The following is a 25,659-nucleotide window of genomic DNA, read 5'->3' as shown; positions in this document are numbered from 1 at the left end:
CGCATGCCCCCGCGGTGTAGGCATACGAGCGCGCCGGAGAGCTCTAGGGACAGCTCTCCTCGAATTTCACCGCCGTGAAGGTGATCGGCCGGCCGTCCAACTTGGCATTGGGCTGGGGATCCTGCGTACACACCTTCCAGTTGGACTCCATGAGGACCATGCGGTCCCCGGCGGCGTCGGTCACCGTGATGCTCGTGTTGGAGGGCAAGGCACCGCGGGCGACCTTCACCGACTTGCCCACGAAGTCGGGCATGGTGACGCCTGCTTCGGCTTCGGGCCGAGCACCCATGTCGTTGCTGGGGCAGGTCTCCTCAAGCTTCACCGCGCCGAAGTCGATACTGACGTCGGTCCTGTGCGTTCCGGGAGCGGGGCTCTGGAAGCAGATCTTCCAGTTCCGGTCAAAGGCCTGGTTACGGCCTCGACCGAGGGCGTCATGGGAAAGGAGGCTGTAGAACCCCAGCGACTGGGCCTCGTCCTGCGCGTATTGCAGCCCCTTGCCGACGAAGTCGGGAAGCTTCCCCATCTCCGGCTTCTCGCTGGGCGGGGCGGCGGCGCTGGTGACGGCGGCCGGCGTACTTGTGGCGGCGGGGGCGCCGGTGACGGCGGCCGGCGTGCTCGTGGCGGCAGGGTTGGTGGGCGTCGGCTTCCTTCCCGCGGCCTTGTCATCCGCGGCGTTCTCACCACCTGAGACCACGGCGCCGAGGATCACGAGGACGGCGAACACTCCACCGAAGCTGATGCCGACGATCGCGCCGGTGGACAACCCCTTCTTCGGGGGCGGTGGACCCCAAGGACCCGGTTGCTGGGGCCGGCGCCCCCAGGCCGGCGGCCGGCTGGACTGTTGTGGCGGTTCGGGCTGTTGCGAATTCAAGGCATCGCCTCGGCATTCTGTGGTGATCGTGCATGCTCGGCGTGAACATATCGTCGTGATGGGTGGAACCGGAGGCATTTCCACCGAATCGCAATGTCGGGCACGCAAAGGGGCTTCACACCCGTACGTCTGCGCCCGGCAGTGCTGCGGCCGAGCAAGGCGTGAGGCCCTGGAGGAAGAACCTCCAGGGCCTCACCTTTCAGGCGTGTCCGGTCAGGGGCCGGATCGCTGGTGCGATCAGCCGGCGGCCCAGCCGAAACCGCCGCCCGCGGCCGGAAGGCCGTTCTGGCCGGGCTGGTGAGTGGTGACGGCGCCGGTCGAGCCGGTGCGGCCGCCGGTGGCGTTGCTCCACGGCAGGGAGTACGCGGCGCCGTACGGAGCGGTGTTGGGGACGCCGACGTAGAGCCTGGTGGCCGTGGCGCCGAGGTGGTTGCCGACGACGTGACCGGCCGTCGGTGTGCCGCCCAGACCGGAGGCGTTGCCGGCCTCCAGCCAGAAGTCGGTGTCGCCGGGAGCCCCGAACGGGTAGAAGGTCTGCACCGCGCCCGCGTCCGCGGTGGTGCCGACGTCTTCGCCCGGAATGCCTACCGCGAGGACGAGGGTGGTGGCCGCCCCCGGAGCGCGCGGGGCCAGGTTGGCGAGGGCGACCTTCTGGCCGAACTTGTCGCCGGCCTCGGCCCCGCCCTGCACGTTCTCGACCTCGGCATTGAAGTTGGCGGCCTGGGTGACCGTACCGGCCCCGGTGACGCGGAAGCTCTGGACCGCGCCGGCCTGCGTGACGTTGCTGGTGCCGACCGCCAGGGCCTCGCCGGGGGAACCCACCGCGAAGACGGTGTCGGTCGCGGCAGCCGTGGCGGAAGGACGGTACGCGGCGGCCGCCACGGACGCGCCGAACTGGTCGCCCGCCTCGGACGCGCCGGACACGAAGTCGTCGTCCTGGCTGATGCCCTGGATCGGGGCCGGGATGCCGTCGGCGCTCAGGTCGTGCTTGAGGATCTGAACACCACCCGCGTTGGCCAGGGTGCCGATCGCCTCACCCGGCGATCCGACGACGACGTGGTTCGCCGAGGCCGCGATCGAGGAGCCGAACTTGTCACCGGCCTCGGCGGTACCTCCCATGCCCGGCTTGTCCTGGTGGATGGTGACGTTGATGCTGCCGCGCAGGTAGTGGGCGCTGCCGGCGTCGGCGACGGTGCCCAGGTCCTCGCCGGGGACGCCGATCACCAGGTACGGCTCACCTCCGGTGGTGTGACCGGCGGCGACGGCGTGGCCGAAGCGGTCGCCCGCCTCGGCGGCCGAGCCCAGGATCGAGCCCGCCCCGGTGCCCTGGACGAGGTCGAGAGCCGCCTTGCCGGTGGACAGACCGGCCGCTGCGCCGTAGATGACCTGAACGGAACCGGCGTCCGTCGCGGCGTCGACGTCCTCGGCCGGGACGCCCACGACGAGGTCCGTGCAGCCGTCCTTGTCGTGGTCGAAGGTGGCCAGGTTCTCGCCGAACCAGTCGTTGGGCTCGGCGCCGCCCGAGACGGCGGCGAGGTCCTGGCTGATCTCGACGGTGCCCTTGCCGCCGCCGTAGACCACGCGTACGACACCGGCGCCGGCGTCACCGCCCACGGTCGTCTTCGGGTCGCCGACGGCGGTGTCCTCCACGCCGTCGCAGTTGAAGTCCGTGGTGCGCGGCGACAGGTCGAGCTGGACACGGGGAGTGCTGGCGCCCGTGTAGGTGATGGTCTTCCCGCCGGTCTCCAGGATCCGCTCGAGTTCCGCGACGCTCGCCCGGGGGTACGCCTGGTGGAGCACCGCGAAGGTGCCCGCCACGTGGGGAGCGGCCATGGACGTGCCGTTCTTCGAGGCGTAGCCGCCGCGGGGCACCGAGGAGACGATGCTGCTGCCGGGGGCGAACACGTCAAGGAGCGGGCCCCGGTTGGTGAAGGAGGACAGCTGGTCGGTGTCGGTGGTGCTGCCCACCGTGATGGCCGAGGATATGCAGCCGGGGGCGCCCACCGCGTTGGTGTACGCGTCGTTGCCGGCGGAGATCACGGTGGCGACACCGGCGGTGCGCAGCTCGTCGATGACCACCTTGCGGGCGTCCTGGTCGCAGGCCGTCGTGTACTGGCCGCCTCCCAGGCTCATGTTGGCCGCGACGACCTGCGTCCCGGACTGCCGGAGCTCCAGCACCTTCTCCAGGGCGGCGAGCTGATCGCTGGTGTAGCTGCGCACGCACGGCGCAGCGCCGACCCCGCAGGACGCCTCGGTGTGGAACGTGCTGAACACCTGAATGGCGATGATGCCGGCGCCGGGGGCGACACCGGCCTCGGGGGCTCCGGTCACACCTCGCCCGTTGCCCGCGGCGATACCGGCCACGTGGGTTCCGTGGTCACAGAGGCGGCTGGTCGCGCAGGGGCCGCTGTCCGCGTCGGCCGCGCCCGGGCCTTCCTGCTGCTCGGTGCCGTCGGGGCACAGGCTGGTGACCGAGGAGGTGGAGTCGTTGGTCGAGAAGCACGCCTCGGCGATCACCCGGTTGCCCAGGAACGGATGCTTGACGGCGACGCCGGTGTCGAGGACGGCCACCGCGCTGCCGGCGCCCGTGTATCCCGCGGCGGCGGTCCTGTCGGCGCCGATCAGGGGAACGCTCGAATCCAGTGTGGGGGGTACGGCCACGTCCTCGGTGACGCTGACCACTCCCGGCTGGCCGGCCAGCCTGTCCAGACCGGCCTTGTCCACGCGCAGGGTGGTCACGGGCAGCGTGGACAGCGTCTTCAGGGCCTTGCCGGCGCGGGCCGCGGCGGGCAGGTCCGCGCGGTTCCTGGTGACGACGTTGACTCTGACCGTGTCGCCGTCGGCGACCCGGTCGTGAAGGGCCGGATTGACGGGTTCAGCTGTCGTCGGGGTTGCTGTTCCGGCGCTCGCCGGCGCGGCGTTGGCGGGGATCGCGCCGAGCGTCACGGCCACCATCGCCGTGATGACCGCGGACCATACAGGCCGTTTCATCTCACTCCATCAGGAAGCAGGCACAGGGGGATGCCCGCACGAACGTGCGTGAAGAAAGGCGCCACGGTATCGAACGGCTGGACGAACCCCAGCGGTCGCCCCCGGGTCTGTCCCTCACGCTCGGGGGGGTCCCCCGAGGGGCGCGGGGGCAGGTGCTGTCCGCGCCCCTCTTGGGGTCGCGTCGCCGGGTGATCGGCCTCTGAGCCCGACGACCTCGGCTTACGGCCGACAGCTCGTCATCCGATCCGGCTCCTCAACCGCGGCCCGCACGCGTGCTGACGGCGCATCGGTGGACGCGACGCGACGCAACGCCTCCTCCAGCTCGACGAGGCGGGTGTACGGCCCGGTCAGCTGCTCGTCGACGAAGTCGGCGAGCTCCAGCCACTCGCCGACCGGGGTGCGGCGGTGCGGCTCCTCGCACTTGCGGCCGGCGGCGCAGGGACGCCGGGACCGTCGACACGGCTCGCACCCGTGGTTGTCGGCCGGGCCGGATCTCGCCCCCGCAGTTGCCGCTTCGAGACCAGTGGCTCCGCCGGGCGCCGCCAGCGGGTGTGAGGCACTTCCCGGTGTCCTGAATCGTGTGCGACGGATGGCACGTCCTGCGCAAGCGCTTCGCGGCCCCACAGGACCCCGGGTTGATGCCAGGGGGCAGCGAGAGCGCGCATCGGTGGCTGCGGACGCGCCCCTCGCGCCACGCCGAGGGACCCGGCCGGAAGGAATAACGCTGTGACCGGGCGGGAGGGACGTACCGGATGAGGTCGGCGACCTGGGGAATAAGTGGCGACAGACGATGGGAGGTTGCCATGAATGGTAAAGATCTGGAACTGGGCGAGCTTCTGGCCGCCGCGGAGTCCGCGCCGCCTGGCGAGTCCGTCGGCGTCATCGCGCACGACCTGCGCAAGCGCTTCGGGGCGGAGCGTGTGTCGTTCCTGTTCGTCGATCTCGTGGGGCAGCGGCTGCTGCGCCTGAGCGCGCCCGCCGGGGGAGGGAGGGCTGACGCTGCGGAGCGGATCGATTTGCAAGGCAGCGTCTACGACACAGTTCTGCGCAGCCAGCGCCAGCATGTGGAACCGGACGGTCAGGGCGGACGGCGCGTGATCTCGCCGGTGACCAATCGCGGCGACTGCATCGGCGTGCTGGAGGTCACGCTTCAGTACGCCGACGACACCGTGCTCGGACAGATCGGCGACGCGGCCCACGCGCTTGCTTACATCATCGTCACGGACCGCCGCTTCACCGACCTGTACCACGCGGGCCGGCGCACCACCCGGACCAGCCTGGCCGCCGAGATCCAGCACCAGCTGCTCCCTTCGGCGTCCTGCTGCGAGGCCCCCCAGTTCACCCTCGCCGCCGGACTGATCCCTGCCGACGACATCGGTGGTGACACCTACGACTACACGCTCGATCAGGACACGCTGCACCTGTCCATCACCGACGCCATGGGCCACGACACCGACTCCGCCCTGCTGGCCACGCTGGTCATGGGTGCGTTGCGCGGCGCCCGCCGCACTGGTTGCGACGCCCTCCATCAGGCCCGCCGCGCCCACGAGGCCCTGCTGACCCACAGTCGTGGGCTGGCCACCGGGCAACTGCTCTGCGTCCGTCTCGACACGGGCACCTGCGAACTGGTCAACGCAGGACATCCCTGGCCTCTGCGCCTACGGGACGGTGCTGCCGCGGTCGAGGAGGTCAAGCTCGCCGTCAACCTGCCGTTCGGCGTGGCGGCGCCCACCTCCTACCAGCTCCAGAAGCTTCAGTTGCACCCCGGCGACCGCCTGATCCTGCTCACTGACGGCATGCAGGAACGGGGTGCCGCAGCTGTCGATCTGGCCTCTCTCGTGCGCGACACCCGCGCCTCGCATCCCAGGGAGGCCGTTCGCACTCTGACGACAGCGGTACTGGACGCCTGCCGCGGCAACCTCAAGGACGACGCAACCGTCCTCATCCTGGACTGGCACGGAACCGCCCGGCGCGATGACCGTGAAGCCGTACCGAACCCGGCTCACCGATGAACCGCACCGCCCCGGCCCCTGCCGCATGGTCAGGACGCTGACACGGCGCAGCGGGCTGAGGGGCAACGGGTACGGCTGACCCGATCGACGCGATACGCCGCTTGACACCGCCGGCCCGAGCGACGCCATCCCTGGCCGGCCGAGTCCTGGGAGGGCGTCGCGCGGGGCGTGCGGCCCCTGCCCCCGGAGGAACGCCGGGCCGTCGTCAGAGGGTCTGGCCGAGGTCGCTGGACGAGGGACGCGCGGCGCTCGTCCTGGACGCGGCTGCGCGGGTACCGGACGAACAGAAACGTGTGGATGGCCTCCTCGTACCAGGGCTGGACGTTCTTGCCTCACCGGCCGTGCTCGCCGAGCAGCAGCAACGACCCCACCGCCCTCGTCGTCCTCTTCCACGGTCGGCACGTGACGGTTGGCTACGGTGCGTTCACCCAACGCCCCACGTCCCAGAGAGAGGCACCGATCAGTGGCCGAAGTCGGTGAAGATCGGCGAAGCCGTGGCCTATGATCTCCAACTCCCAGTCCATGAAGGAGAGTCATGAGCGACGGCCCGGTCCACACGGTGGAAGTCCCGCTGGGTGACGGCAGTGACGAGTCCCTGCGGGTCCAGATCCGGGAGGTGGACGAGTCGCTCGTCCGCGTCGGCCGCGGAGCCCGCTCCGTCGTGCGGGCGGAACGGTCGTTCGGGCAGATGCTGGACACCGTACGCCCGGTGGCTGAGAGCTTCGTGGGGCGGTTCAGGGGGCTGGCGAACGCACCGGACGAGATCACGCTGGAGTTCGGGGTGTCGCTGTCGGCCGAGGCGGACGTGGTGATCGCCAGCACGGCGACCGCGGCCAATTTCTCCGTGAGTCTGACCTGGAACAGGAGTGCCGGGAGTGACGCCAACGGGGATACTGTGCCGGGAAGTTGATTCGGGGGCGCGGGGGAACACGGGGTTGCGGTGACGTCGGTTCAGGAGCAGGACGCGGAGGAGGCGGAGTCGACGCTGGTCTCGGCGGTCGTCCGGATCAAAGGGCCGGACGGCGCGATCGGCGGCGCCGGCTTCCTCGTCGCTCCTGACCAGGTCCTGACGTGCGCCCATGTGGTGTCGGACGCGCTGGGGCGGCCCCGGGACGCCCTGGTCGACGTCGGGACCGAGGTCACGGTCGACCTGCCGCTCGCCGAAACCCCCGACGGCGGTGACGACGGGGGTGACGGGAGCGACGGCCGGGACGGAAGCGCCGCCATCCAGCACTGGATACCGATCCGACCCGATCAGACCGGGGACATCGCGGTCCTGCGGCTGCGGAACCCGATCCCCGGAGCCCGTCCGCTGCCCATGGCCGACCCGCGCCACGGCGTATGGGACCACGAGGCGCGCACGGTGGGCTTCACCGACGACGCCCCGGACGGGATCTGGCAGAGCGGCCGGTTCCGTGGCCCCACCCGCCAGGGCTGGATCCAGCTCTCGCGGGCCGACGGCGAGGCCGTGTACGTCAAGGGCGGCTTCAGCGGCAGCCCGGTCTGGGACGAGCGACTGGGCGTCGCCGTCGGAATGATGGTGGCGGCGCAGCCGGTGCGCGAGGCCCAGCAGGCTTTCGTCCTGCGGGTGAGGACGCTGCTGAAGGAAGTGCCCGAACTCGCCCCGTACGTCAGCCCGTCCACGCCCTTCCGCGGTCTGGCCACCTTCCAGGAGGACGACGCGGACGTCTTCTTCGGGCGGGACGACGACATCGAGCGGGTGGTCGCCGCCCTGCGGGGCGACCACCCCGTCGTCACGGTGTACGGGCCGTCCGGCTGCGGCAAGTCCTCGCTCGCGCTGGCCGGCGTGGCACCGCGGATGCGGCGGGACGGCTACCGTGTCCTGACGGTGAACGCCGTACGGTTCGCCTCCCTGCGGACCGCGCTCGCGACCGAGCTCTTCGAGGTCGTACGGTCGGGGCAGGACGGACCGCCGCGCGCGGGGAGCGCCGACCAAGTGGAGTCCTGGCTCACCGAGTTGGGGCTGACGGACACCGTCCAGCGGGCACTCGGCCCGGCGGCCGGCAAGCTCCTCGTCGTACTGGACCAGGCCGAAGCGCTCCTGGACCGCTCCGAGGACGTGGCCGAGGAGGTCGCCGATCTGCTCTTCCCGGAGCGACGGCAGGACGGCGTACGGGTGCTGGTCACCCTGCGGGCCGACTTCATGGACGCGGCCCTGAACCACCCACGCCTCGGCTCCGCGCTGAAGAGCGGCGTGACGGTCCCGCTCACCCCGATGTCCCGGGACCAGCTCGAAAAGGTGATCGGCGAGCCGGTCAGGCGCGTCCCGGCCGTGGAGTACGAGCCGGGCCTGGAGCGGCGCATCCTCGACGACGCGGGCGGCGAACCGGGCATCCTGCCCCTGCTGGGATTCGTCCTGGCACAGCTGTGGGACCAGCAGGCCGGGGGACGGCTGCGGACCTCGACGTACGAGGAGAACGGCGGCGTGTCCGGCGCCCTGAGGCGCCACGCCGAGCGGGCATGGAGCGAGTGCGTCCCGAATGAGGAAGCGGGCGAGACGGCGGGCGAGGCGCTGCGGCTGCTGACCGGCCTGGTCCGGGTGCTGCCCGGCAGCGAGGCCCCGCTGCGCCGCATGCTCACCCGGGAGGAGGCCGGGGAGACGCGGTGGCGGATCGCGACCTCGCTCGCCTCGCGGCGGCTGCTCGTCCTGCACGGCGAGGAGGGGGGACCGCAGAGCGTCGAACTCGCCCACGAGGCGCTGATCAGCGCCTGGCCGACGCTCGCACGGCAGGTGAAGGCCGACGCGGAGTTCCTGGCCGGCCGGGCGGAGCTCGCCCACGACCTCGACCGCTGGCAGAAGGCGGACAGACCCCCGGACCTGCTGCCCGGCGCTCCCCACCTGCTCGCCCTGAGCGGTCGTCTGCACGGCAGGGAGGCCGAACTCTCCTCGGAGGAACGGGCGTTCCTCGACCTCGCACGGCGGCGGCACCGCGCCCGCCGGCACCGGTCACGGGCCGCGTGGACCGCGGCCGCGCTCGTGCTCGCGCTGATCGCCGCGCTCGGCACGTTCCTCGTCCAACAGTCGCGGGTCAGCGCCCAGCGGCAGGCGGAAGCGCGGTCCCGATCGCTGGCCTCCCTCTCGGACGACCTGACGAAGCGCGATCCAGGGCTTTCCGCCCTGGTCGCCATCGCGGCGTACGACATCGAGCCCACGCAGGAGGCCCGCAATGCGCTGCTGCGCCGGTACGACCAGTTCCACGCCAACTCCTGGGTCATGACCGGCACCGAGTCGCCGATCGAGGACATGGCGCTGAGCACGGACGGCGCGGTGGCCCTCGTGACGACCGCGATCGGCAGTTCGCTGAGCGGGAAGAGCGGCGCGGTGCTGTTCGTCCGCCGGGCCGGCGGCAGGATCCACCGCGAACCTCTGCGTCTGGCCCAGCAGGTCCTCCACCCGCTGGTCAGCAGGGACGGCCGGAGGATCGCCTACCTGTCGGCGCAGAACGGCGGCACCCTCGTCTGGCACGACGTGAACCGCGACGCCGAGAACGTGCTGGGTCCGCCGCACACCATCCGGCACGGCGACTTCGGTGACATCCCGATGACGGACTTCGGTCAGGAGATCGGTCTCGCGGACTTCTCACCGGACGGCGGCGACGTCGTCATGCTGGTGGACGGGCGGGCCCGGATCTGGGATCTGGCGACGCGGACGGGACGGGGGCTGCCCGCGCGGGTGCCGACGCTGGGGCGGGTCTGGTTCGGCCCGGACGGGCGCACGCTCGTGGCCCAGGCGCCCTCCGGACCCGACATGGACGCGGACTCCTCGGTGATCGCCGTCGACACGGACACCGGGAGGACGCGCGAGCTGGCGAGCGGTGTCAGCACGTCGGTGAGACCGCGACTCGCGCTGTCGGGCGACGGCGCGGTGCTCGCCTTCTGCCGGGTGCGGCGAGGGGAGGAGGGCGCCACGTACCGGGCCGTACGCGTCGTGGACGGGCGCGTGCTCACCACCTATCTCGACGCGCTCCACAGGGACTGCGACCGGGGCCTCGCCATGGACCGGAGGGGGCACTACTTCGCGGTGCGGGTGACCGCAGCCGAGTGGGCGGTCGTCGACACGCGGCCGGGCAAGGGAGCGAAGAAGGCATTCGGGCCGAGCGAGATCTCGAACACCCTCGACCTGCCGCTCGTCCAGGGACCCGAGGGCCCGGTCCTGGTCACCTGGGACGAGACCGCCGTGACCGGGCGGACGCTGACCACCGGGGACACCTTCGAGGCCGACAGTCCCCCGGTGCTGCTCGGCAACGGGAGCACCACGCTGGCGCGCGAAGGCGCGCACGGCGACGCCCTGGCACTCGCCCGCATGGAAGAGGACGGCGAGACCACGACGCTCAAGAAGGTGAAGCGCCCCGCGCGGGACCAGTCGAAGGACCGTCTCCGAGAACCACCGGAAATCAAGGTCAACCCGGCCCAGACTCTCGCGGCCGATCTCGTCGGCCCGCACACCATCCGGGTCTGGGAGCTCCCGTCCCTGCGCACGGTCAGGGACATCACGACGGTCCGGTCCCCGGTGGACAAGGCCGGGAAGCCGACGGAGGACGTGGAGCTCACCTTCCTCGCCGACGACGAGCTGCTCACCCTCTCCGGTACCCGGATCGAGCACTGGAACGCCCGCACCGGCGAGCGGCTGTCCGAGCCGATCGACGTACGCGATCTCGGGCTCACCGGGACGGACCCGCCGCAGTTCACGTTGGACCCGTATCCGAAGCCGGGACACGTCCAGATCATGATCAAGGGAAGCCCGGTGGTGCATGCCCTGGACCTGCGAACCGGCAAGGAGGACACGGCGCTTCGGCTCCGCTTCGATCCGGTGGTCGACCATGCCGTGCTCGATGGCAGCGGACGGTACGCGGTCGTGAAGAACTCGGGCAACATGGTGGAGGTCTGGTCGGTACGGGCCGGTCGCCCCGGAGAACGAGTGCTCGGTCCGCTGGGCCCCCTCCAGGCGTACGGCCGGTATCGGATGGGATTCCTGCGCGACAGCTCGGAGTTCTTCCTGGCCAACGAGAACTCCATACGCATCCAGAAGCCGGACGGGTCCGGTGAGGCAGACTCCTACGAGTTCGAGCAGGCTCAGGAGTTCCTGGCGGCCTCCAGAGACGGCAGAACGCTGCTCAGGCTCACCGACGACTCCCGCGTGGACCTCCTCCGCCTCGACCCCGGGCTCTGGAAGGACCGGCTGTGCCACATCCTCGGCCGCGATGTCTCCGAGGACGAGCGGCAGGGGCTTCCCACCTGGCTGCCGCGCGAGGTCTGCCCGGGCTGATACGCGGCGGGGTTCCGGGGGGGGGTGAGCGGGCGAGGCGCACAGCAGCCGGCCATGGCCGCGCCGGCGGCACGACGCCGTCGCCGCGGCATCCCGCCGTTCTGGCACGCTGCGGCCGCCTAGGAACCCGCCCCCGCCGCGCCGTGTGCGGTTGTCACTCGAAGACGACCATGAAGGTAGGAGGGCCGGGAACGGGCGGGGGCTGACGCAGTTCCGCGTCGATCAGCACGTCGCGCAGCGCCCGCTTCACCGCCGCGACCGCCTCCCCCCGGTAGTCCTGGAAACGCCGGGTGGCGAGCAGCAGGAGCGAGCCGTTCGGAAGGTGCTCGATCTCCTGGAAGGCGCCGGTCGCCTCGAGGGCCGGCCGGCCCCCGAGCGCGAGGGCGATGTCACCGGAGACGATGGTCAGCCACGAGTAACCCCTGACTCGCGAACGCCACAGAGGAGTGTTGATGCTGGGAACTCGTCCGGGGCCCCGGGTGTAGTGCTCCTGTTCCGTCGCGCCCCCCGCGTGTTCGTACGACGCGTGGCCGAAGACGACATCGAACCGGTGGGCAGCCCAGCCGATCGTGGCCAGCAGGCGGGCGTGCGCGGCAGCCGAGGTCTCCTGCGCTGCGAGCTCGGCTTCGTCCACCACGTAGACGAGCTTCACGTACTCCGGCAGATCCTCGTCGAACGTCACCGACAGACTGATCCGGCGGGTCTCCTGCCCGTCGCCGGGGTCGATGGTTCCGATCCGCGCCCCGGCGGATTCCGGAAACCTGTCGAGCTGCTTCCTCAGCCAGGGCAAGGCGCCGGTGGCATAGGGGTTGTAGAGGACGCCGAAGGTGTCCGCCGGCGAGACCTCGAGAAAGCCGAAGACTCCGGTGCGCCGGGCGACGGCCGACGCCGGCACGTTCTTGTACCCCGCTTCGGAGAGCCGCGGGTTCTCCGGCAGCGCTGGAATCAAACCCTCCGCGTCGGCGGCCGAGACACCTTCGGTGAGCCACTGAAAGGCGATGTCGGCCCTTCGGGAATCATTCGGCTCGTGGACTGTCAATTCCACGCACAGGTTGTAGCTCAGGCCTTCGTTCATCGACGCGAAAGCGTCCATCGGGGCTTCCTCCATGCTTTCCGTACGCTCGGCAGTATAGGTCGCACGCCGAGGCGGGCCACCCCGATCGGGGCGGCCCGCCTCGGCGACCGCATTGCGTCGTCAGGGAATGGGATCAGCGATGATCCTGCCTGCGAAGTAGACGAATGTGAGAGCGACCGCGCCCCAGCCGATGGTCTTCGTCTGCTCCGGTGTCGGCTGCCATGCCTGGATGGTCACGGGGGCCCAGACGGGGACGGGTTCCATCCCCGGGGGAGCCTGTCTGCTCTGGTTCCGTGTCCACCAGCCCACCACGCCCTGGTATTCCGCTCCGGCGCGGTTGGTCTTGGGCCGCGTCCGGGTGGACTGGGCGACGACCATCAGCCGCGGGTCGATCGGATCGACGGTGGCGACCTGCGGAAGTTCCCAGCCCTTGTGAACCGTCCGCCCGAACACCTTCTTCTGCTCGATCTTGTTCAGGGTGTTGACGTAGCGGTCCAGCTGAGCGGGGCCGTCCTTCTCCGCCGTCTTGGCCGACTTCACTTCCCAGATGTAGATGTCCTCGTTCCAGAACATCACGATGTCTGCCCAACCGTCGCCCTTGTTCGGGCCCGCTCCCGGAATGTGATATTCGGTCTGGACCCGCACCTCGGGATTCTTGGCCCAAAGGGCTCTCAGGAAAGCTGCCATGGCCTGTACGGCCGCGTCGTGGCGCAGCTTGTCCGCGGCCATCTCGGCGCCCGACCGCCCCTTGGTGGGCTGGTCCGAGGTGCCGGTGGACGTCGTCTGCCCGGTGCTCCCGCCGCTGCCCTGCTGGCTGGCGTGGTCGTGCTGTCCGTACCCGTCGCAGATCTCCTTCGGGCACAGCCCTGTGGGATCGGACTGTGCGACGGGGCTGTTGCCCGCGTACGCGTATCCGTTGATCTGGAGCGGATCGCCCATCTCCATGACCGGGTCGACGGAGACGAACCGCCCGGTGCTCTGGTCGTATTCGCGGGCGCCCAGGTGGGTCAGACCGGTGGCGGCGTCGTCGATGCCGACGCCGAGGTAACCGCGCTTGTCGGGCCACGATGCCGGCTTGGCGCCACGGGATTCACCGAAGGGCTTCGACTCCCGCCTGGTGACCGTCTGCGCACCGGTGAGCTCGACGGCCGTGTGAGCCGTCCCGAGGTTGTCGGTGATCAGGACGCTGAGCTTGTGCCCCGTGGCAGCGCCGTTGAGGGCCGTACGCACGACGTTCGGGGCACCGGCCTGGCTGTAGAGCCGGGAGGCCCGGATCACCTTTCCGGTGGCGTCGGCGGAGACCTCGGTCTCGCCCAGGTACAGGGTCGCACCTGCGGAGGAGGACTCCAGGAGCCGGTTGCCCTCGGGGTCGTAGACGTAGGTGGTCTTGACACCGCCCGAGGTGATCGTCGTGAGCCGGTTCTCCTGAGTCCAGGTCAGGTTCTGCGCAGCGGCGGGGAGAACCCGGTCCGTGGTGTTGCCGGCGCTGTCGTAGGCGTAGGTGCTGCCCTGTCCCGTCGGCGTGGTCACGACCCGCTGGAGGGTGTGGGGCTGGACGACCGTAGCCGGTCCGGTGCCGTTGCCGGTGACCGTCCTGCCGTACGTGTAGGTGAAGGTCGTGTCGGTGGTGCCGTGCTCGACCAGGGCGGCTCGGTTGCCGAGCCAGTCGTAGGTGAACGACTGCCAGTAGGAGAGGCTGCCGGAGGCGACCGTGCCCGCCGCCGGTGAGGCTGCCGCCAAGGTCGAGGTCAGCGAGGTGTCGGGGCTTCCCCCGGTGTCGGCCGCGCTGTCGGCCGCGTCCGCGCCGCCCGCCCCGCTGGGCTCACCGTCGGTGCGCGGGCCCCAGACCGTACCGGAAGCGGACTTGCAGCCGATGCCCTTGCCCGTGACGGGAATGTTCGAGGTCCAGGCGTTGACCAGCTGGCCGAGTCGGTCGTAGGTGAAGCACTGGGTGTCCCAGGAGGACCCCGACGCGTCTGTGAGTTCCCGGGCGTGGGAGGAGACCAGGCCGGAGGAGTCGTACGAATAGCGGCTGTCCGCGATGCGGTGCGGTCCGGTGGTCTCGCGGTCGGTGACGCTCCGTTCCAGGCGTCCGGTGTGCTCGTCGATGAAGTTGGTCGTCCAGACGCGCCCCGGCTGTGCGCCGCTGACGGCGCGGAGCGGCTCGCCGAAGGGCGAGTAGGAGACGTCCGAGGTGTACCAGTTCTGGCCGGAGGTGGACTCCGCGAACCCTTCGTCGTCGTAGCGGGTGACGACCCTCTCCGCGGCGAGCCCGCCCACCGCGGGGAGTGTCACCGACAGCTGCTTGCCGCTGGGCGTGTAACCGTAGCCGTAGGTGTAGGTGCCGGAGAGGCCCTTGGTGGTGGCGGTGTCCGGGATGACGAACTGCTTGCCGGTGGGGTGGTATTCGGTGTCGTAGCCCGTGACACGGCTGATGTAGGCGGCCGTTCCCTGGTACTGGGTGGAGGAGGCGGGCTTGCCGAGCGCCCCGGCCACCGTGTCGTAGGTGAACTCCTTCACCAAGGTGGCCTCGGTCGCGGCCTGGGCGGGCGTTGTAGCGGCGTTGCCCTCGCGCACGAAGGTGGTCCGGCCGAGCACGTCGTACTCGGTGAAGATCGACTTCGCCGTCGCCTCGTTCGTGCTCTTGATGCGCCGGCCGGCGTCGTCGTACTCGAAGGAGGAGGTACCGGAGTCCGGGTCCGTCTGCGAGATCAACTGGTGGCGCGCGTCGTGGACGTAGGTCCAGATGTTGCCCGCGGGGTCCGTCACCTTGTTGCGGTTGCCCCGGGCGTCGTAGCCGTACGAGGTGACGCGCTTGGCGGTGCCGGCGGCATCCGTGTAGGTGCGGACCGAGGACACGCGGCCCAGGGCATCGGTGTACGTGTCCGTCACCGGCACCGTGGAGCCGGGCTTGTCGACCTTGGTGTAGTTGTCCCCGTAGGTCGTGTAGGTCGCGTACTTGAAGGTGGAACCGAAGTACGTCGAGACCTGGACCGGCCGCTCCAGCCCGTCGTAGCGCGTGCGGGTCTTGTTCGGCACGACGCTGTCGGACCTGCGCTCGAAGAGCGCCGCGGTGGGAGCGCCATTGGCCAGGTACTTCCCGGTGACCTCCTCGACGAGGCTGTGGTCGTTGTAGTACGTGTCCACGACGATGCGACCCGGGCCGTAGGCGTCCTCCTGAGTCTGCACCTCGCGTCCGAGTCCGTCGTAGAGCGCGACCTGCCTGCGGTAGGTACCGTCGTCCTGGAGCGTCTCGGTGGTGACCGCCGCGGGCTTGGTCGCGCTGCTCGTGGCCACGGCCGGCTGGTAACCGATCTTCACGCTCGGCGTCTGGCTCCCGGAGGAGCGCGAGGGCAGCCATCCCGCGGTCAGTCGCCCCAGGGCGTCGTACTGACGCCGGGTGATGCGGCCGTTCGGGTCGGTCACGGTCAGCGGCAGTGCGCGACCGGGGTCGAATGTGGTCGTGGTCGCGAGCTGACGGCCGCCGACCGTCCGGATCGACGTGGTGGCGGTCACGGGGCCGCCGGCGGACGGTGTGAACTGGGTCTCGGTGGTCCCCTCTCCGGGCTTGGTCACCGAGCGCAGCCGTCCGAGGTCGTCGTACGTGCTCGTAGTGACCAGCGAACAGCATTTGCCCGTGCCGTCGTTGACCGCGGTCGCGGTGGCCAGGCCCTTGACCGGCGTGGCTCCGAAAGCCAGACCGTCGTAGCTGCTGCGCGTGGTGCTGATGAGCTCGGTCGCGGGGTCGGCGGTGGCGTGCCCGGCGCACGGCGTGGCCGTGGTGCTCGTCTGGGAGGCGAGTCCGATGAGCCACGCGCCGGTGTTGTGCACGTAGGAGTAGGTGGTGCAGCGCTGCTCGCTGAACGCCTCGCCGGTGCCGTTGGGCTTGACGACCGCCGTCTCCGACCGCGTCGGGAGCCCGTAGGTCGCGTCGACCTCGGTCGTGGTGCGAACGCTCTGCCAGGAGGCGCCGATCGACTGGACGGTGTCGGTGCGTGATGTTCCGGTCCGGTACGCCTTCAGCGGTTCGAGCGCCGTACCGTCCTCACCCTCCCGGGCGCGCGAGGCCGTCTCCTTCAGCCAGGGGAAGTTCAGGACGCGCTTGATGACCCGGCCCGCGGTGCGGTCGTAGGTGAGGGTCTCGGCGGTCTTGCCGGCGAACGGTCTGGCGTCGTCCGCGGTGAGGGTGTACTTGCCCGCGGAGTCCTTGACGGCGCCGCCGACGCCGAGGAAGTACCGGGTGGTGGAGGTGGACTGGGCCTGGGGGTCACCGGCCTTGATGTTGTTCTTCTTGCCCTTGACCGTGGTGACTTCGCGGTAGCCACGCCAGTCGCTGTACGTCCTCAGCGAGGGCTTGGTGAACTCGTCGTCACTCAGGCTCCACGCCGGTTCCTTGTACGAGTACTGGGTGTAGACCGGCACACCGTGCGTGGTGACCTTGTCGGTCTCCACCACGCTCGCGACGACGTACTTGTTGAACCAGGCCTTGGCCGGCTTCTTCTCGTCACCGTCCGGGGACCAACGCACAGGGAAGCAGGTTCCGTTGGCGCGTTCCTTGTCCGTCGCGGGTTCGGCCGCGCAGCCTCCCGTGTACTTGACCTCGATGTCCCCGCCCTCTTCGGTGGAGACCACGCCGATGCGAGGGCGCGTGAAGCCGGGGCGACGGGGGTCGCCCGCCACGAGGTTGGGGAGCTGACGGTCACGAAGCCGACCCTGCAGAGGATCGCGGGGTCCCACCTGGTACTGCGCGAAGCTCACGCCGTCGGACGACTGGAGGGTGCCGGTGGTGTCACCCGGCCCGAAACCGCGCCGGGTGATGGAGTTGAGCCATAGGCCCGGGGAGGTGTCGTACCACTCGGCTGGGAAGGACTGGTGGAGCGTGTAGGTGTCCACCTTGCCGAGTCCGGTCTGTCCCGGGCGTTCCGACTTGGTGGTGATGGACTCCAGGCGGCGCTGGGTCCAGAAGGAGGGGAACGGCGGGCAGAGGTCGGAGGTGGACTTGCAGTTGAGGTTTCCGGGCGTGTCCCACCAGGGACGGTAGGCACCGGGGTCGTCGGTCTTGTCGAAATTCGTGGCGGAGCAGACCTCGACGGACTGCAGGCAGCGCTGCTGCGTGGCGAACTCGATCACGGCCGCGGGCTTGGTGAGGTCGGAGAGCCGCAGACCGTACTCGATGGAGGAGGCGTAGGCGAAGCGGTGGTAGCGCTCGGGAGTCTTGAACTTCTTACGGACGGCGTAGTAGTTCGATTCCTGAACCCAGTTGACCACCATGACGTTGCCGTGCACGTCGACGATCCGGTCGAGCCCCCAGCGCCAGGCCTGCTGCTTGCCGGCACCGCACCGGGAGTCGGCGAAGGCGGTGGCGTGGCACGGTTCACCGGGGTGGTTTCCGAAGACCGGCACCGTGGAGACCGAGTTGGTGTCCGCGTGACCTGTTCCGACCTTGTTCAGGCCGAAGTGGTAGGCGGTGCCGTCGACCGTGGTGACGACCCAGTACTCACCGTTGTCGTCGCCGTTGGTACCGCCGGTCTTGAGCTCGATGCGCGTGCCGTCGTCGAGGGCGGGACGGTAGGTGTCGGCATCGACGCGGACCAGTTCGGTGGTCGAGCCGTTCAGGGACATCACCGCGTTGTACGAGACCCAGCACAGGTCGGACGTCTTGTTGCCCGACCCCGTGTTGTTGGGCGTCCCCGAGGCCATGTTCTTCGTGTCGTCCTGACACGTGCGGTAGCGACGCTCGATGTGGCCCGGCTCGTAGTTCCAGCCCTCGCCGATCCACGAGGCCTGAGGTGAGGTGACAGCCGTCCGGCCGTCCACGGTCTGGGAGTTGTAGTCGAGCGAGACCTTCGGCGTGGGGCCGGCGGGTGCGACCGGTACGGCGATCGGGTACGACCAGGTGAATGCCCCGGAGGAGCCGGTGGTGGACCACTTGCCGCTGGCGGCCAGCGGGCTCGCCTTGAACGTTCCGCCCGCACCGTCACCCGAGTCGACCACGCCGACGGCGGCCTTGTCGCCCGCGGGGTCGGCCTGCGTCGAGGCGCCCATCAGCTGGGCCGAGACGCCGTCGGCGGCGGGGGCCTCGGTACTCGCCGCCGCAGGGTCGATGGTCGCGGTGGCGGTTTCGGAGTTGGTGTCGTTCTCGGTCGCCAGCTCGGTGTAGGCCTGGCACTCCTCGAGCTCCGGGGTGCTGAGGTAGCAGTCCGGGAACTGCACGAATTTCAGCCGGGAGGCCCAGTCGGCTCCGTAGAGGTTCTTGAACGCGGAGTAGTCGAGCTGCACGTCGACGGGAACGGAGCCGCCCGACGGGGTGTCGATCTCCAGGAGGACTCCGTTCACCCCCAGGGCCAGCGCGCCCGCGTGGGAGTCGATCGAGACGCCCCAGGTACCGGTGGGTGCCGCCTGCCCTTCGGCCTGCCCCAGCCCGACGGGCAGGTCCTCGACCGGTGTGACCGTGTCGCCGTCGGACGCCATGGCGGCGGCGACGGAGGTCGAGAAGGTGACCTGGCCGCTGTCGGCGAGGGGTGCCACCGAGGTTCCCGCGGGCGCCTCGGCCTGATCGGCCGGTACGTCAGCCTTGAGACGGTCCAGGTTCTTCTCGAGAGTCTTGCCCTCCAGCGGCCGATCCTGCTGGAGGCTCTCCAACTGCACGGACTCCCTGCCGACTTCCGCCGTTGCGGGGTCCGGGGGAAGCGCGAGAGCTGGGGCCGGCAGCAGCCCCGTGAACAGTGCCGCACCCAGGAGTGCGGCGACGGCTCTCCGGGTGGAACGAAGGCGCGCACGCCTAAGACGACCAGACACGGTGAAGGTCCCCCCGGACCACATTGAGCGGGACCCGACTGGACCACGCGTGACGGCAGATGGCGCAGATTCTGTGGCCTCGCGATGAAGATCCGCCACAGATGAGGTGGGGGTGTGGTGATCATCACGCCGCATAGGTGGCGCATAGCCCCACAGCGAGTTCAACGCGACTCTTGAACCTATTCAGATGGCGTGGAATCTCCGCCAACCAAAGCAGCATTCCCGCCCAATTGACCACATCATCAACGCAACGGCCGTGCTTTCATGTGATGTTGTCCTGTTTTGCCATGCCAGATTCACGCCATGATGCCCCAGCGGGTTCCGCTGCGTCGGCTCGCGCGGCACACAGCGCCCGTGTGCGCGGCACGAGTCTTCCCACTGCGGGGCCCGGCGGGCGGGGTGACGGGTCCGCCTCGATGGGCCATGATCTGCACGCTGCTCGCCCCGCCATGCCCTGCCCACACCCCCGTCGTCGTTCGCCGGAGGTGTCATGGCCGGGGCCGCAGTGCACCGGCGCGACTGTGCGCCCGGTACGAGGGGGGAAGGGGAGCAGTCCCGAATGAAGGGCATCTGGCGCCGTCGACCTGGGCGTCGCACCATGGCCGCGGCCGCGGCCACCGCCATCGCAGCGACCGGCATCACCTGGGCCGGTCTCGGCGGTGGTGACGACAGCGGCCACGCACCTCGGCCGCGGCCCGCGGTCGAAGAGGTCACGGCGGCCGTGGCGATGAGCCGGGCCGCCAGGACCGGCAAGCCGGTCGAGATCACCGAGCTGCGCACCCCGAGTTCCAGTACGTTCGCCCGCCCCGACCGTCTACTGGAGCGACACCAGTACGTCTCGCCGATCCGGGCGAAGGTCGACGGCGTATGGAAGCCGATCGACACCACCCTGCGCCGGACCACCGCGGGCTGGGAACCAGCCGCCACCAACACCCACATGGTGTTCTCTGCGGGAACCGCCCACACCGCGAGCCACGACGACCGGGCCTCCCGTGTGGTCGAGCGCGTCTCTCTCGTGCGGGGCGCGCCCACGCGGGTGGAGGAGACATCCAGCCCGCTGGCCTCCCTCGACGTCGGCGAAGGCATCGTGCAACTGACCTGGCCCGGACCGATCCCCACCCCGATCGTCGACGGTTCACGCATCCTCTACCCGGAGATCCTTCCGGGCGCTGACCTGGTGCTGACCGCCGACGACGGCGGGTTCGCCCAGCTGCTGGTGGTCAAGAACCGCCAGGCCGCGGCGGACCCGCGCGTCGCCCAGCTCACCTACGGTCTGACGTCGCCGACCCTGCTGTTCCGCGTCGACCCGCTCTCCGACATCGTGTCCGCCGAGAACAAGAACGGCGACGAGGTCGCGCTCTCCCCCTCGCCGCTCATGTGGGACAGCACGGGGCAGCCGGCGGTCACCGACGGCCAGGTCGGGGCGAGTTCCCAGCCGACCGCCCCCGAGGCGCCGCCCACCACCACGCCGAGCACCGAGCCGGAACCCACCGTGACGGCAACGAGCGACAGCGACGTCGAGTCGGACGAGCAGACCGACGCCGAGTCCGAGGTGCTGCCCGCTGCCTCCGAGGAACCGGCGCCGGCCGTCTCGGAGCCGTCGCTTCCGCCGGTCCCCACCGAACCCACACCCGCGCCCTCGCAGAGCGGTTCCGCCGCCACGCTCGCGCTGCCCGCGCTCGACGGTCCCGGCCCCGACACCCGTGGCGCCCTGGTCGAGGCCGACCTCGCCGCCGACCAGTGGACCCTGACTCCCGACCCTGACTTCCTGGCCGATCCGGCGACCGTCTACCCCGTGTTCATCGACCCCTCGGTGACCAAGCACACCCAGAACTGGACGACCGCCTACAGCCGCCACCCCCAGGCCACGTTCTACAACGGGCGCAACTTCAACAAGGGTGGGACGCACGAGGCGCGCGTCGGATTCGAGTCCGACACCTGGGGCACCTCTCGGTCCTTCTTCACCATCGACTTCGACCCCGCTCTACGGGGAACGGTCATCTCCAGCGCGAAGCTCCGCCTGTTGGAGACCTACTCCTGGTCGTGCAGCGCGCGCCAGATGACGGTACACCTGTCCGGGAAGATCAGCTCGAAGACCAACTGGAAGAACGCCCCCAAGCTGCACGACGGAAACCAGATCGCCTCACGCAGTTTCGCCCATGGATACAAGTCCGGGTGCCGCGACGCGTACGAGACTTTCGACGTGAAGAAGACCGCGCAGCAGGCCGCCGACGGCAGCTGGAACAGCATCACTTTCGGGCTTCGCGCCGGTAACGAGAAGTCCCAGTACGCCTGGAAGAAGTTCCAGGCCAACGGCGAGAACGGTCCGGTCCTGGTCCTCGTCTACAACCGCAGGCCGACCCCGCCGACCAACCTCGACCTCGGCCCGGAAGCCAAGTGCACGACGACTCCGCCGTACGTCCGCATGGGCGCCGGCAGCGTGTACTTCACGGCGAAGGCCACCGACGCGGATTCGAACCTCAAGGAGTTCGACTTCGACCTGTGGCCGACCGGCCAGTGGGACACGACCAAGGACCTCCTCAAGGGTGCCGGCACGGTTTCCGTCGGCGGCAGCACGTCGGAGGCCCTTCGGACCACTCCCGCGTTCTCCACGGCCAACCTCACCAACAACACGCTCTACTCATGGCGGGTCAGGGCGGTCGACGCCGCGAACGCCACCTCCTCCTACTCGCCCGCGAAAACGCCCTGCCGCTTCGTCCTCGACACCGCGGCGCCGAAGCCGCCCAAGGTCCGCTCGGACGTGTTCCCCAACGCCGACGCCAAGGAGAACGGCTTCGCCAACGACGCCGAGGACACCATCTGGAGCACCGTCAAGTTCGGCTCGCCCGGTACCTTCCACCTCCGCGCGCTGAACAGCGACGTCGTCAGGTACGAGTACAGCTTCAACGGCGCCGCCTACAACTTCTCCACGCCGCGCACCGCCGGTACGTCGCCCAGCATCGAGACCACCGTCTCCGACCTGAAGCCGCCCACCGCCGGTCCCAACGTCCTCTACGTGCGTACCGTCGACCAAGCGGGCAACGTATCCGAGGCGACCAAGTACTTCTTCTACGTCACCCCCCGCGACGAGGCCGACGCACCGGGCGACTTCACCGGCGACAAGCTCCCCGACCTCATGGTCGTCACCGAAGGCGGCAACCTCGCCCTCTACCCCTCCCTCGGTCAGACCTCGGACGTCACCAGGCCCAGCGGCAGGCTCGGCTACTCCATGTCCGGCGCCTACCGCGGCAACCCGGACAAGGATCCCACCGGTGACAACCTGCCAGCCTACATAGGCGCGCCCAACGGCCACTTCAAGAACAACCCGTTGATCACCCACAACGGTGACATCTACGGCGGCGACGGTCTGCAGGACCTCGTGGTCCGGCTCGGCGACAAGCTGTGGGTCTATCCCGGTGACGGATACGGGGCGGTGAACGTCGACAAGCGTCGAGAGATCCTGCTGCCTGCCAACGCGCCCAGCCCCGGCGCGTTCACCCAGATCATGTCGGCGGGCGACATGACGGGCGACGGCAGGGCCGACTTCCTCGTCACGGTCGGTGACACCCTGTGGGCCTTCACCGGCTACCACGGAGCCAGCGTCCTGCAGGCACAGCAGATCGCCACCACCCCGTGGAACACCCAGGACATCGTCACCGCACTCGACATCGACGGTGACGCGGTGACCGACCTCGTCTTCCGGCAGGAATCCGGGCGCCTGCTGCTGCGCAAGGGCAAGCCCGCCGCCGGTGGAGGGGTGGACCTCAACTCTCTGGCGACAGCGGCCGGTTCCAAGGACGGAGCCGACACCGTCTACGGCTCCGCCGGGTGGTCCAGCACCAGCATCCCCCGCCTCATCGGCACTCCCGACGTGACGGGCGACGGGATCCCCGACGTCTGGACCGTTCCCGCCAATGGCAGCGTCCGCCTGTATGCGGGTGCCAGGACCGTTCTCCCCGGCTCCGGAACCGAGATCATCCCTCCGACGAGCTACTGGAAGACACGCCTCGCCATCGGCTGAGACCGGGTCCCTTTCCCACGAGTAGGCCGTCGCCCCAGAGGGCGGGGGCCTACTCGGCTTAGCAGCCCCCTCTTGGTATCCGCCAACCTCCGCGTCCTTCGGATCGGTCGATCAGCGGTGGCGCTCAGGGCGTGTTCTCGGCCACGGCGAGCCGGTCGATCCAACCGCCGAGGGACTCCCAGCCGGACCAGCCGTTGTTCGGCGCGGTCTGCCACATGTGCCACACGGCGCCATCGGCTCCACGGGCGAAGACCTCCAACCGGCCGTCCGCGTTCTTGCTGAGCTCCAGATCGTCGACCCAGCCGCCGAGTGACCCCCAACCCGACCAGCCGTTGTTCGGCGCGGTCTGCCACATGTGCCACACGGCCTGGTCGGCGCCACGGGCGAAGACCTCCAACCGGCCGTCGGAATTGCGACCGAGAGCCAGCATGTCGATCCAACCGCCCAGGGACTCCCACCCGGACCAGCCGTTGTTCGGCGCGGTCTGCCACATGTGCCACACGGCGCCATCCGCTCCACGGGCGAAGACCTCCAGCCGGCCGTCCGCGTTACGGGCCGTCGCGAGACGGTCGATCCAGCCGCCCAGAGACGCCCAGCCGGACCAGCCTCCGCCCGGTGCGGTCTGCCACTTGTGCCAGAGCGCCTGGTCGGCGCCACGGGCGAAGACCTCCAACCGGCCGTCCGCGTTACGGCCGACGTCCAGATCGTCGACCCAGCCGCCGAGCGACTCCCAACCCGACCATGTGCCGTTGGGGGCGGTCTGCCACAGGTGCCACACCGCGCCATCGGCTCCGCGGGCGAAGACCTCCAACCGGCCATCGTTGTTCTGGCCGATCTTGAGGTTGTCGATCCAGCCGCCGAGCGACTCCCAGCCCGACCAGCCGTTGTTCGGCGCTGTCTGCCACATGTGCCACACGGCCTGGTCGGCGCCACGGGCGAAGACCTCCAACCGGCCGTCCGAGTTACGGCCGTAGCTGAGCATGTCGATCCAGCCGCCGAGCGACTGCCACCCGGACCAGCCGTTGTTCGGCGCGGTCTGCCACATGTGCCACAGCGCCTGATCGCCACCACGAGCGAAGATCTCCATGCGTCCGGCCGCCTGCTCGGAGGCCTCCCGTACTGCTGCACCGGCGTTGAGGAACGTGCCGATGTCCTTGCCCGGGTCCGGAGTGACCGCGGTCCCAGTGGCTTTGAGCATCCGGCGCACGTCGGCGTGAGTGAGACCGCGGTTCGCAGCCAGCATCAGCGCGACGGTACCGGCGACCTTCGGCGTCGCGCCGGAGGTGCCGCCGAAGGCGTTGCGGTACGCGGTGTCGGCGCTGCTGTCGCAGGTCAGGTCGTGCAAGTCGTCGCCGGGTGCGCACACGACGATCCTGGGGCCGTAGTTACTGAACCACGCACGCTTGTTGACCGTGGCGTCGTATGCCGTGGCGCCGACGAGGATGGAACCCGTCTCCGGGATCGGCCTGCCGTCGTCGCCGATGCCCGCGTCCCGGTCTCCGTTGCCCGCTGCCACACAGACGACCACTCCCGCGGCGATCGCCGTCCTGATGGCCGCGTTGACCGACGGCACGTACTCGATGTTCCCGTACGCCCCGGTCTGGACTTCGAGGATCACGACCTTGCGCCTGCCGCCGCTGTCGGTGGTACGCACCCAGTCGATGCCCCGGGCCCAGGCGTCTCCGCCGAGTGCCGGACCTGTCCCCGAATCCGACCGCACTGCCCAGAGCGTGGAGTCGTACGCGGCGCCCGCCATGCCGAGATGGTTGACCGCGGCACCGGCCAGCCCCATGACGGCGGTCCCGTGGGAGACGTCACCGCTCGTTACGTCGGTGGTGCCGTCGAAGGCGTTGTACGTCTTGGCGATGTTCGCGGCGAGGTCGTTGTGCGAGGTCCGGTAGCCCCAGTCGACATCGGCGATCACCACTTCGCGGCCGGTGGAAGTCCCCCACGCCTGGTTCACGCCACAGCGGAAGACGTACCACTGGTTCTCCAGGCCGGTGGCGGTGTCCACCACCACGGTCCCGCCCGTACCGACCAGCGGTTCCGCCAGTGGAGCCGCCGGGGCGAGCATCGTCACGCCTCCGGGGCGTTCCGCCGTGACCGTCGGCGGCAGAGCCACGGGGACGGCGATCGCCCGCTCCACCTCGGGAAGCGCGTCGAGGCGCGCCGCGATCGCGACCGTGTCCGCCTCGTCGGCGAAGTGCAGAGTGACGAACCGCGACAGGTGAGGAGTGTCGAAGCCCTCCGAGGCCGCGCGCGCATGCAGCGAAGTGGCTTCCTGCGGTGTGATCAGGAATGTCGATTCCGCCCTGACGAGGCTGTTGTCTGCCAGGATGCGGTTGAACTCGTCGAGTGGTCCTTCGGCGACGCTGCGGACCTCGGGAGGCGCGCCGTCCGGGGGCTGGGTGATGTCCGGGGTGACGCCCTCACGGAACTCCACCTCGACGACGCCCGGCTTGTACGACGGACCGCTCGGGAGGGTGCCCCCGGGCCCGCCGAAGCGAGACACAGCGGGGGTACCACCGTTCGGGAACGGCGGCGGCTCGTCGCCTTGCGGAGGCTTGCTGCCCTGGGGTGCTTGTCCCGTCGGTTCCGACCTGC

The 25,659-nt window shown here is 69.9% G+C and carries 9 protein-coding genes; 4 read left to right on the top strand and 5 right to left on the bottom strand.

Going from position 1 to position 25,659, the window contains the following annotated elements; all coding sequences use genetic code 11:
- Nucleotides 1-43: 43 nt before the first annotated feature.
- Nucleotides 44-709, bottom strand: coding sequence for a hypothetical protein (locus J7E93_RS03320; protein WP_308367669.1), 666 nt, complete (start codon nt 707-709; stop codon nt 44-46).
- 399 nt (nt 710-1,108) lie between these two features.
- Nucleotides 1,109-3,862, bottom strand: coding sequence for a S8 family serine peptidase (locus J7E93_RS36690; RefSeq protein WP_251065972.1), 2,754 nt, complete (start codon nt 3,860-3,862; stop codon nt 1,109-1,111).
- 803 nt (nt 3,863-4,665) lie between these two features.
- On the opposite strand from J7E93_RS36690, the gene J7E93_RS03310 reads away from it, so the two are divergent.
- The 3 genes from J7E93_RS03310 (at nt 4,666) to J7E93_RS03300 (ending at nt 11,161) form a co-directional block, all read left to right on the top strand.
- Nucleotides 4,666-5,874 carry a PP2C family protein-serine/threonine phosphatase gene (locus J7E93_RS03310; RefSeq protein WP_215065724.1) on the top strand — a complete coding sequence of 403 codons (1,209 nt, stop codon included), beginning with the start codon at nt 4,666-4,668 and terminating at the stop codon, nt 5,872-5,874.
- 535 nt (nt 5,875-6,409) lie between these two features.
- Nucleotides 6,410-6,784, top strand: a complete 375-nt coding sequence (locus J7E93_RS03305; RefSeq protein WP_215065701.1) for a CU044_2847 family protein — start codon at nt 6,410-6,412, stop codon at nt 6,782-6,784.
- Between the two features lie 30 nt (nt 6,785-6,814).
- Nucleotides 6,815-11,161, top strand: a complete 4,347-nt coding sequence (locus J7E93_RS03300) for a trypsin-like peptidase domain-containing protein (RefSeq protein WP_215065700.1) — start codon at nt 6,815-6,817, stop codon at nt 11,159-11,161.
- 154 nt (nt 11,162-11,315) lie between these two features.
- Here J7E93_RS03300 and J7E93_RS03295 read toward each other — a convergent pair whose 3' ends face one another.
- Complete coding sequence (locus J7E93_RS03295; RefSeq protein ID WP_215065699.1) at nt 11,316-12,254, bottom strand: hypothetical protein; 939 nt, start codon at nt 12,252-12,254, stop codon at nt 11,316-11,318.
- Nucleotides 12,255-12,356: 102 nt separating this feature from the next.
- On the bottom strand, nt 12,357-19,058 hold the full coding sequence (locus tag J7E93_RS03290; protein WP_251065971.1) for an RHS repeat domain-containing protein: 6,702 nt from the start codon (nt 19,056-19,058) through the stop codon (nt 12,357-12,359).
- 574 nt (nt 19,059-19,632) lie between these two features.
- Between J7E93_RS03290 and J7E93_RS03285 the strand changes: the two genes are divergently transcribed.
- On the top strand, nt 19,633-23,055 hold the full coding sequence (locus J7E93_RS03285; RefSeq protein ID WP_251065970.1) for a DNRLRE domain-containing protein: 3,423 nt from the start codon (nt 19,633-19,635) through the stop codon (nt 23,053-23,055).
- Between the two features lie 124 nt (nt 23,056-23,179).
- On the opposite strand, the gene J7E93_RS03280 is transcribed toward J7E93_RS03285, so the two are convergent.
- Nucleotides 23,180-25,567, bottom strand: coding sequence for a S8 family serine peptidase (locus J7E93_RS03280; protein ID WP_215065697.1), 2,388 nt, complete (start codon nt 25,565-25,567; stop codon nt 23,180-23,182).
- Nucleotides 25,568-25,659: the final 92 nt, after the last annotated feature.

It is taken from the genome of Streptomyces sp. ISL-36, from assembly GCF_018614205.1.
Lineage (GTDB): Bacteria > Actinomycetota > Actinomycetes > Streptomycetales > Streptomycetaceae > Streptomyces.
Note: the sequence above shows the minus strand (reverse complement) of the source record. Positions and strands in the feature narration are given on the sequence as shown.

Bases quoted from the DNA above. Each gene is read 5' to 3' on its own strand.
- J7E93_RS36690 (WP_251065972.1), bottom strand. From the start codon at position 3,862: ATGAAACGGCCTGTATGGTCCGCGGTCATCACGGCGATGGTGGCCGTG.
- J7E93_RS03310 (WP_215065724.1), top strand. From the start codon at position 4,666: ATGAATGGTAAAGATCTGGAACTGGGCGAGCTTCTGGCCGCCGCGGAG.
- J7E93_RS03305 (WP_215065701.1), top strand. From the start codon at position 6,410: ATGAGCGACGGCCCGGTCCACACGGTGGAAGTCCCGCTGGGTGACGGC.
- J7E93_RS03295 (WP_215065699.1), bottom strand. From the start codon at position 12,254: ATGGACGCTTTCGCGTCGATGAACGAAGGCCTGAGCTACAACCTGTGC.
- J7E93_RS03290 (WP_251065971.1), bottom strand. From the start codon at position 19,058: ATGTGGTCCGGGGGGACCTTCACCGTGTCTGGTCGTCTTAGGCGTGCG.
- J7E93_RS03285 (WP_251065970.1), top strand. From the start codon at position 19,633: ATGGCCGCGGCCGCGGCCACCGCCATCGCAGCGACCGGCATCACCTGG.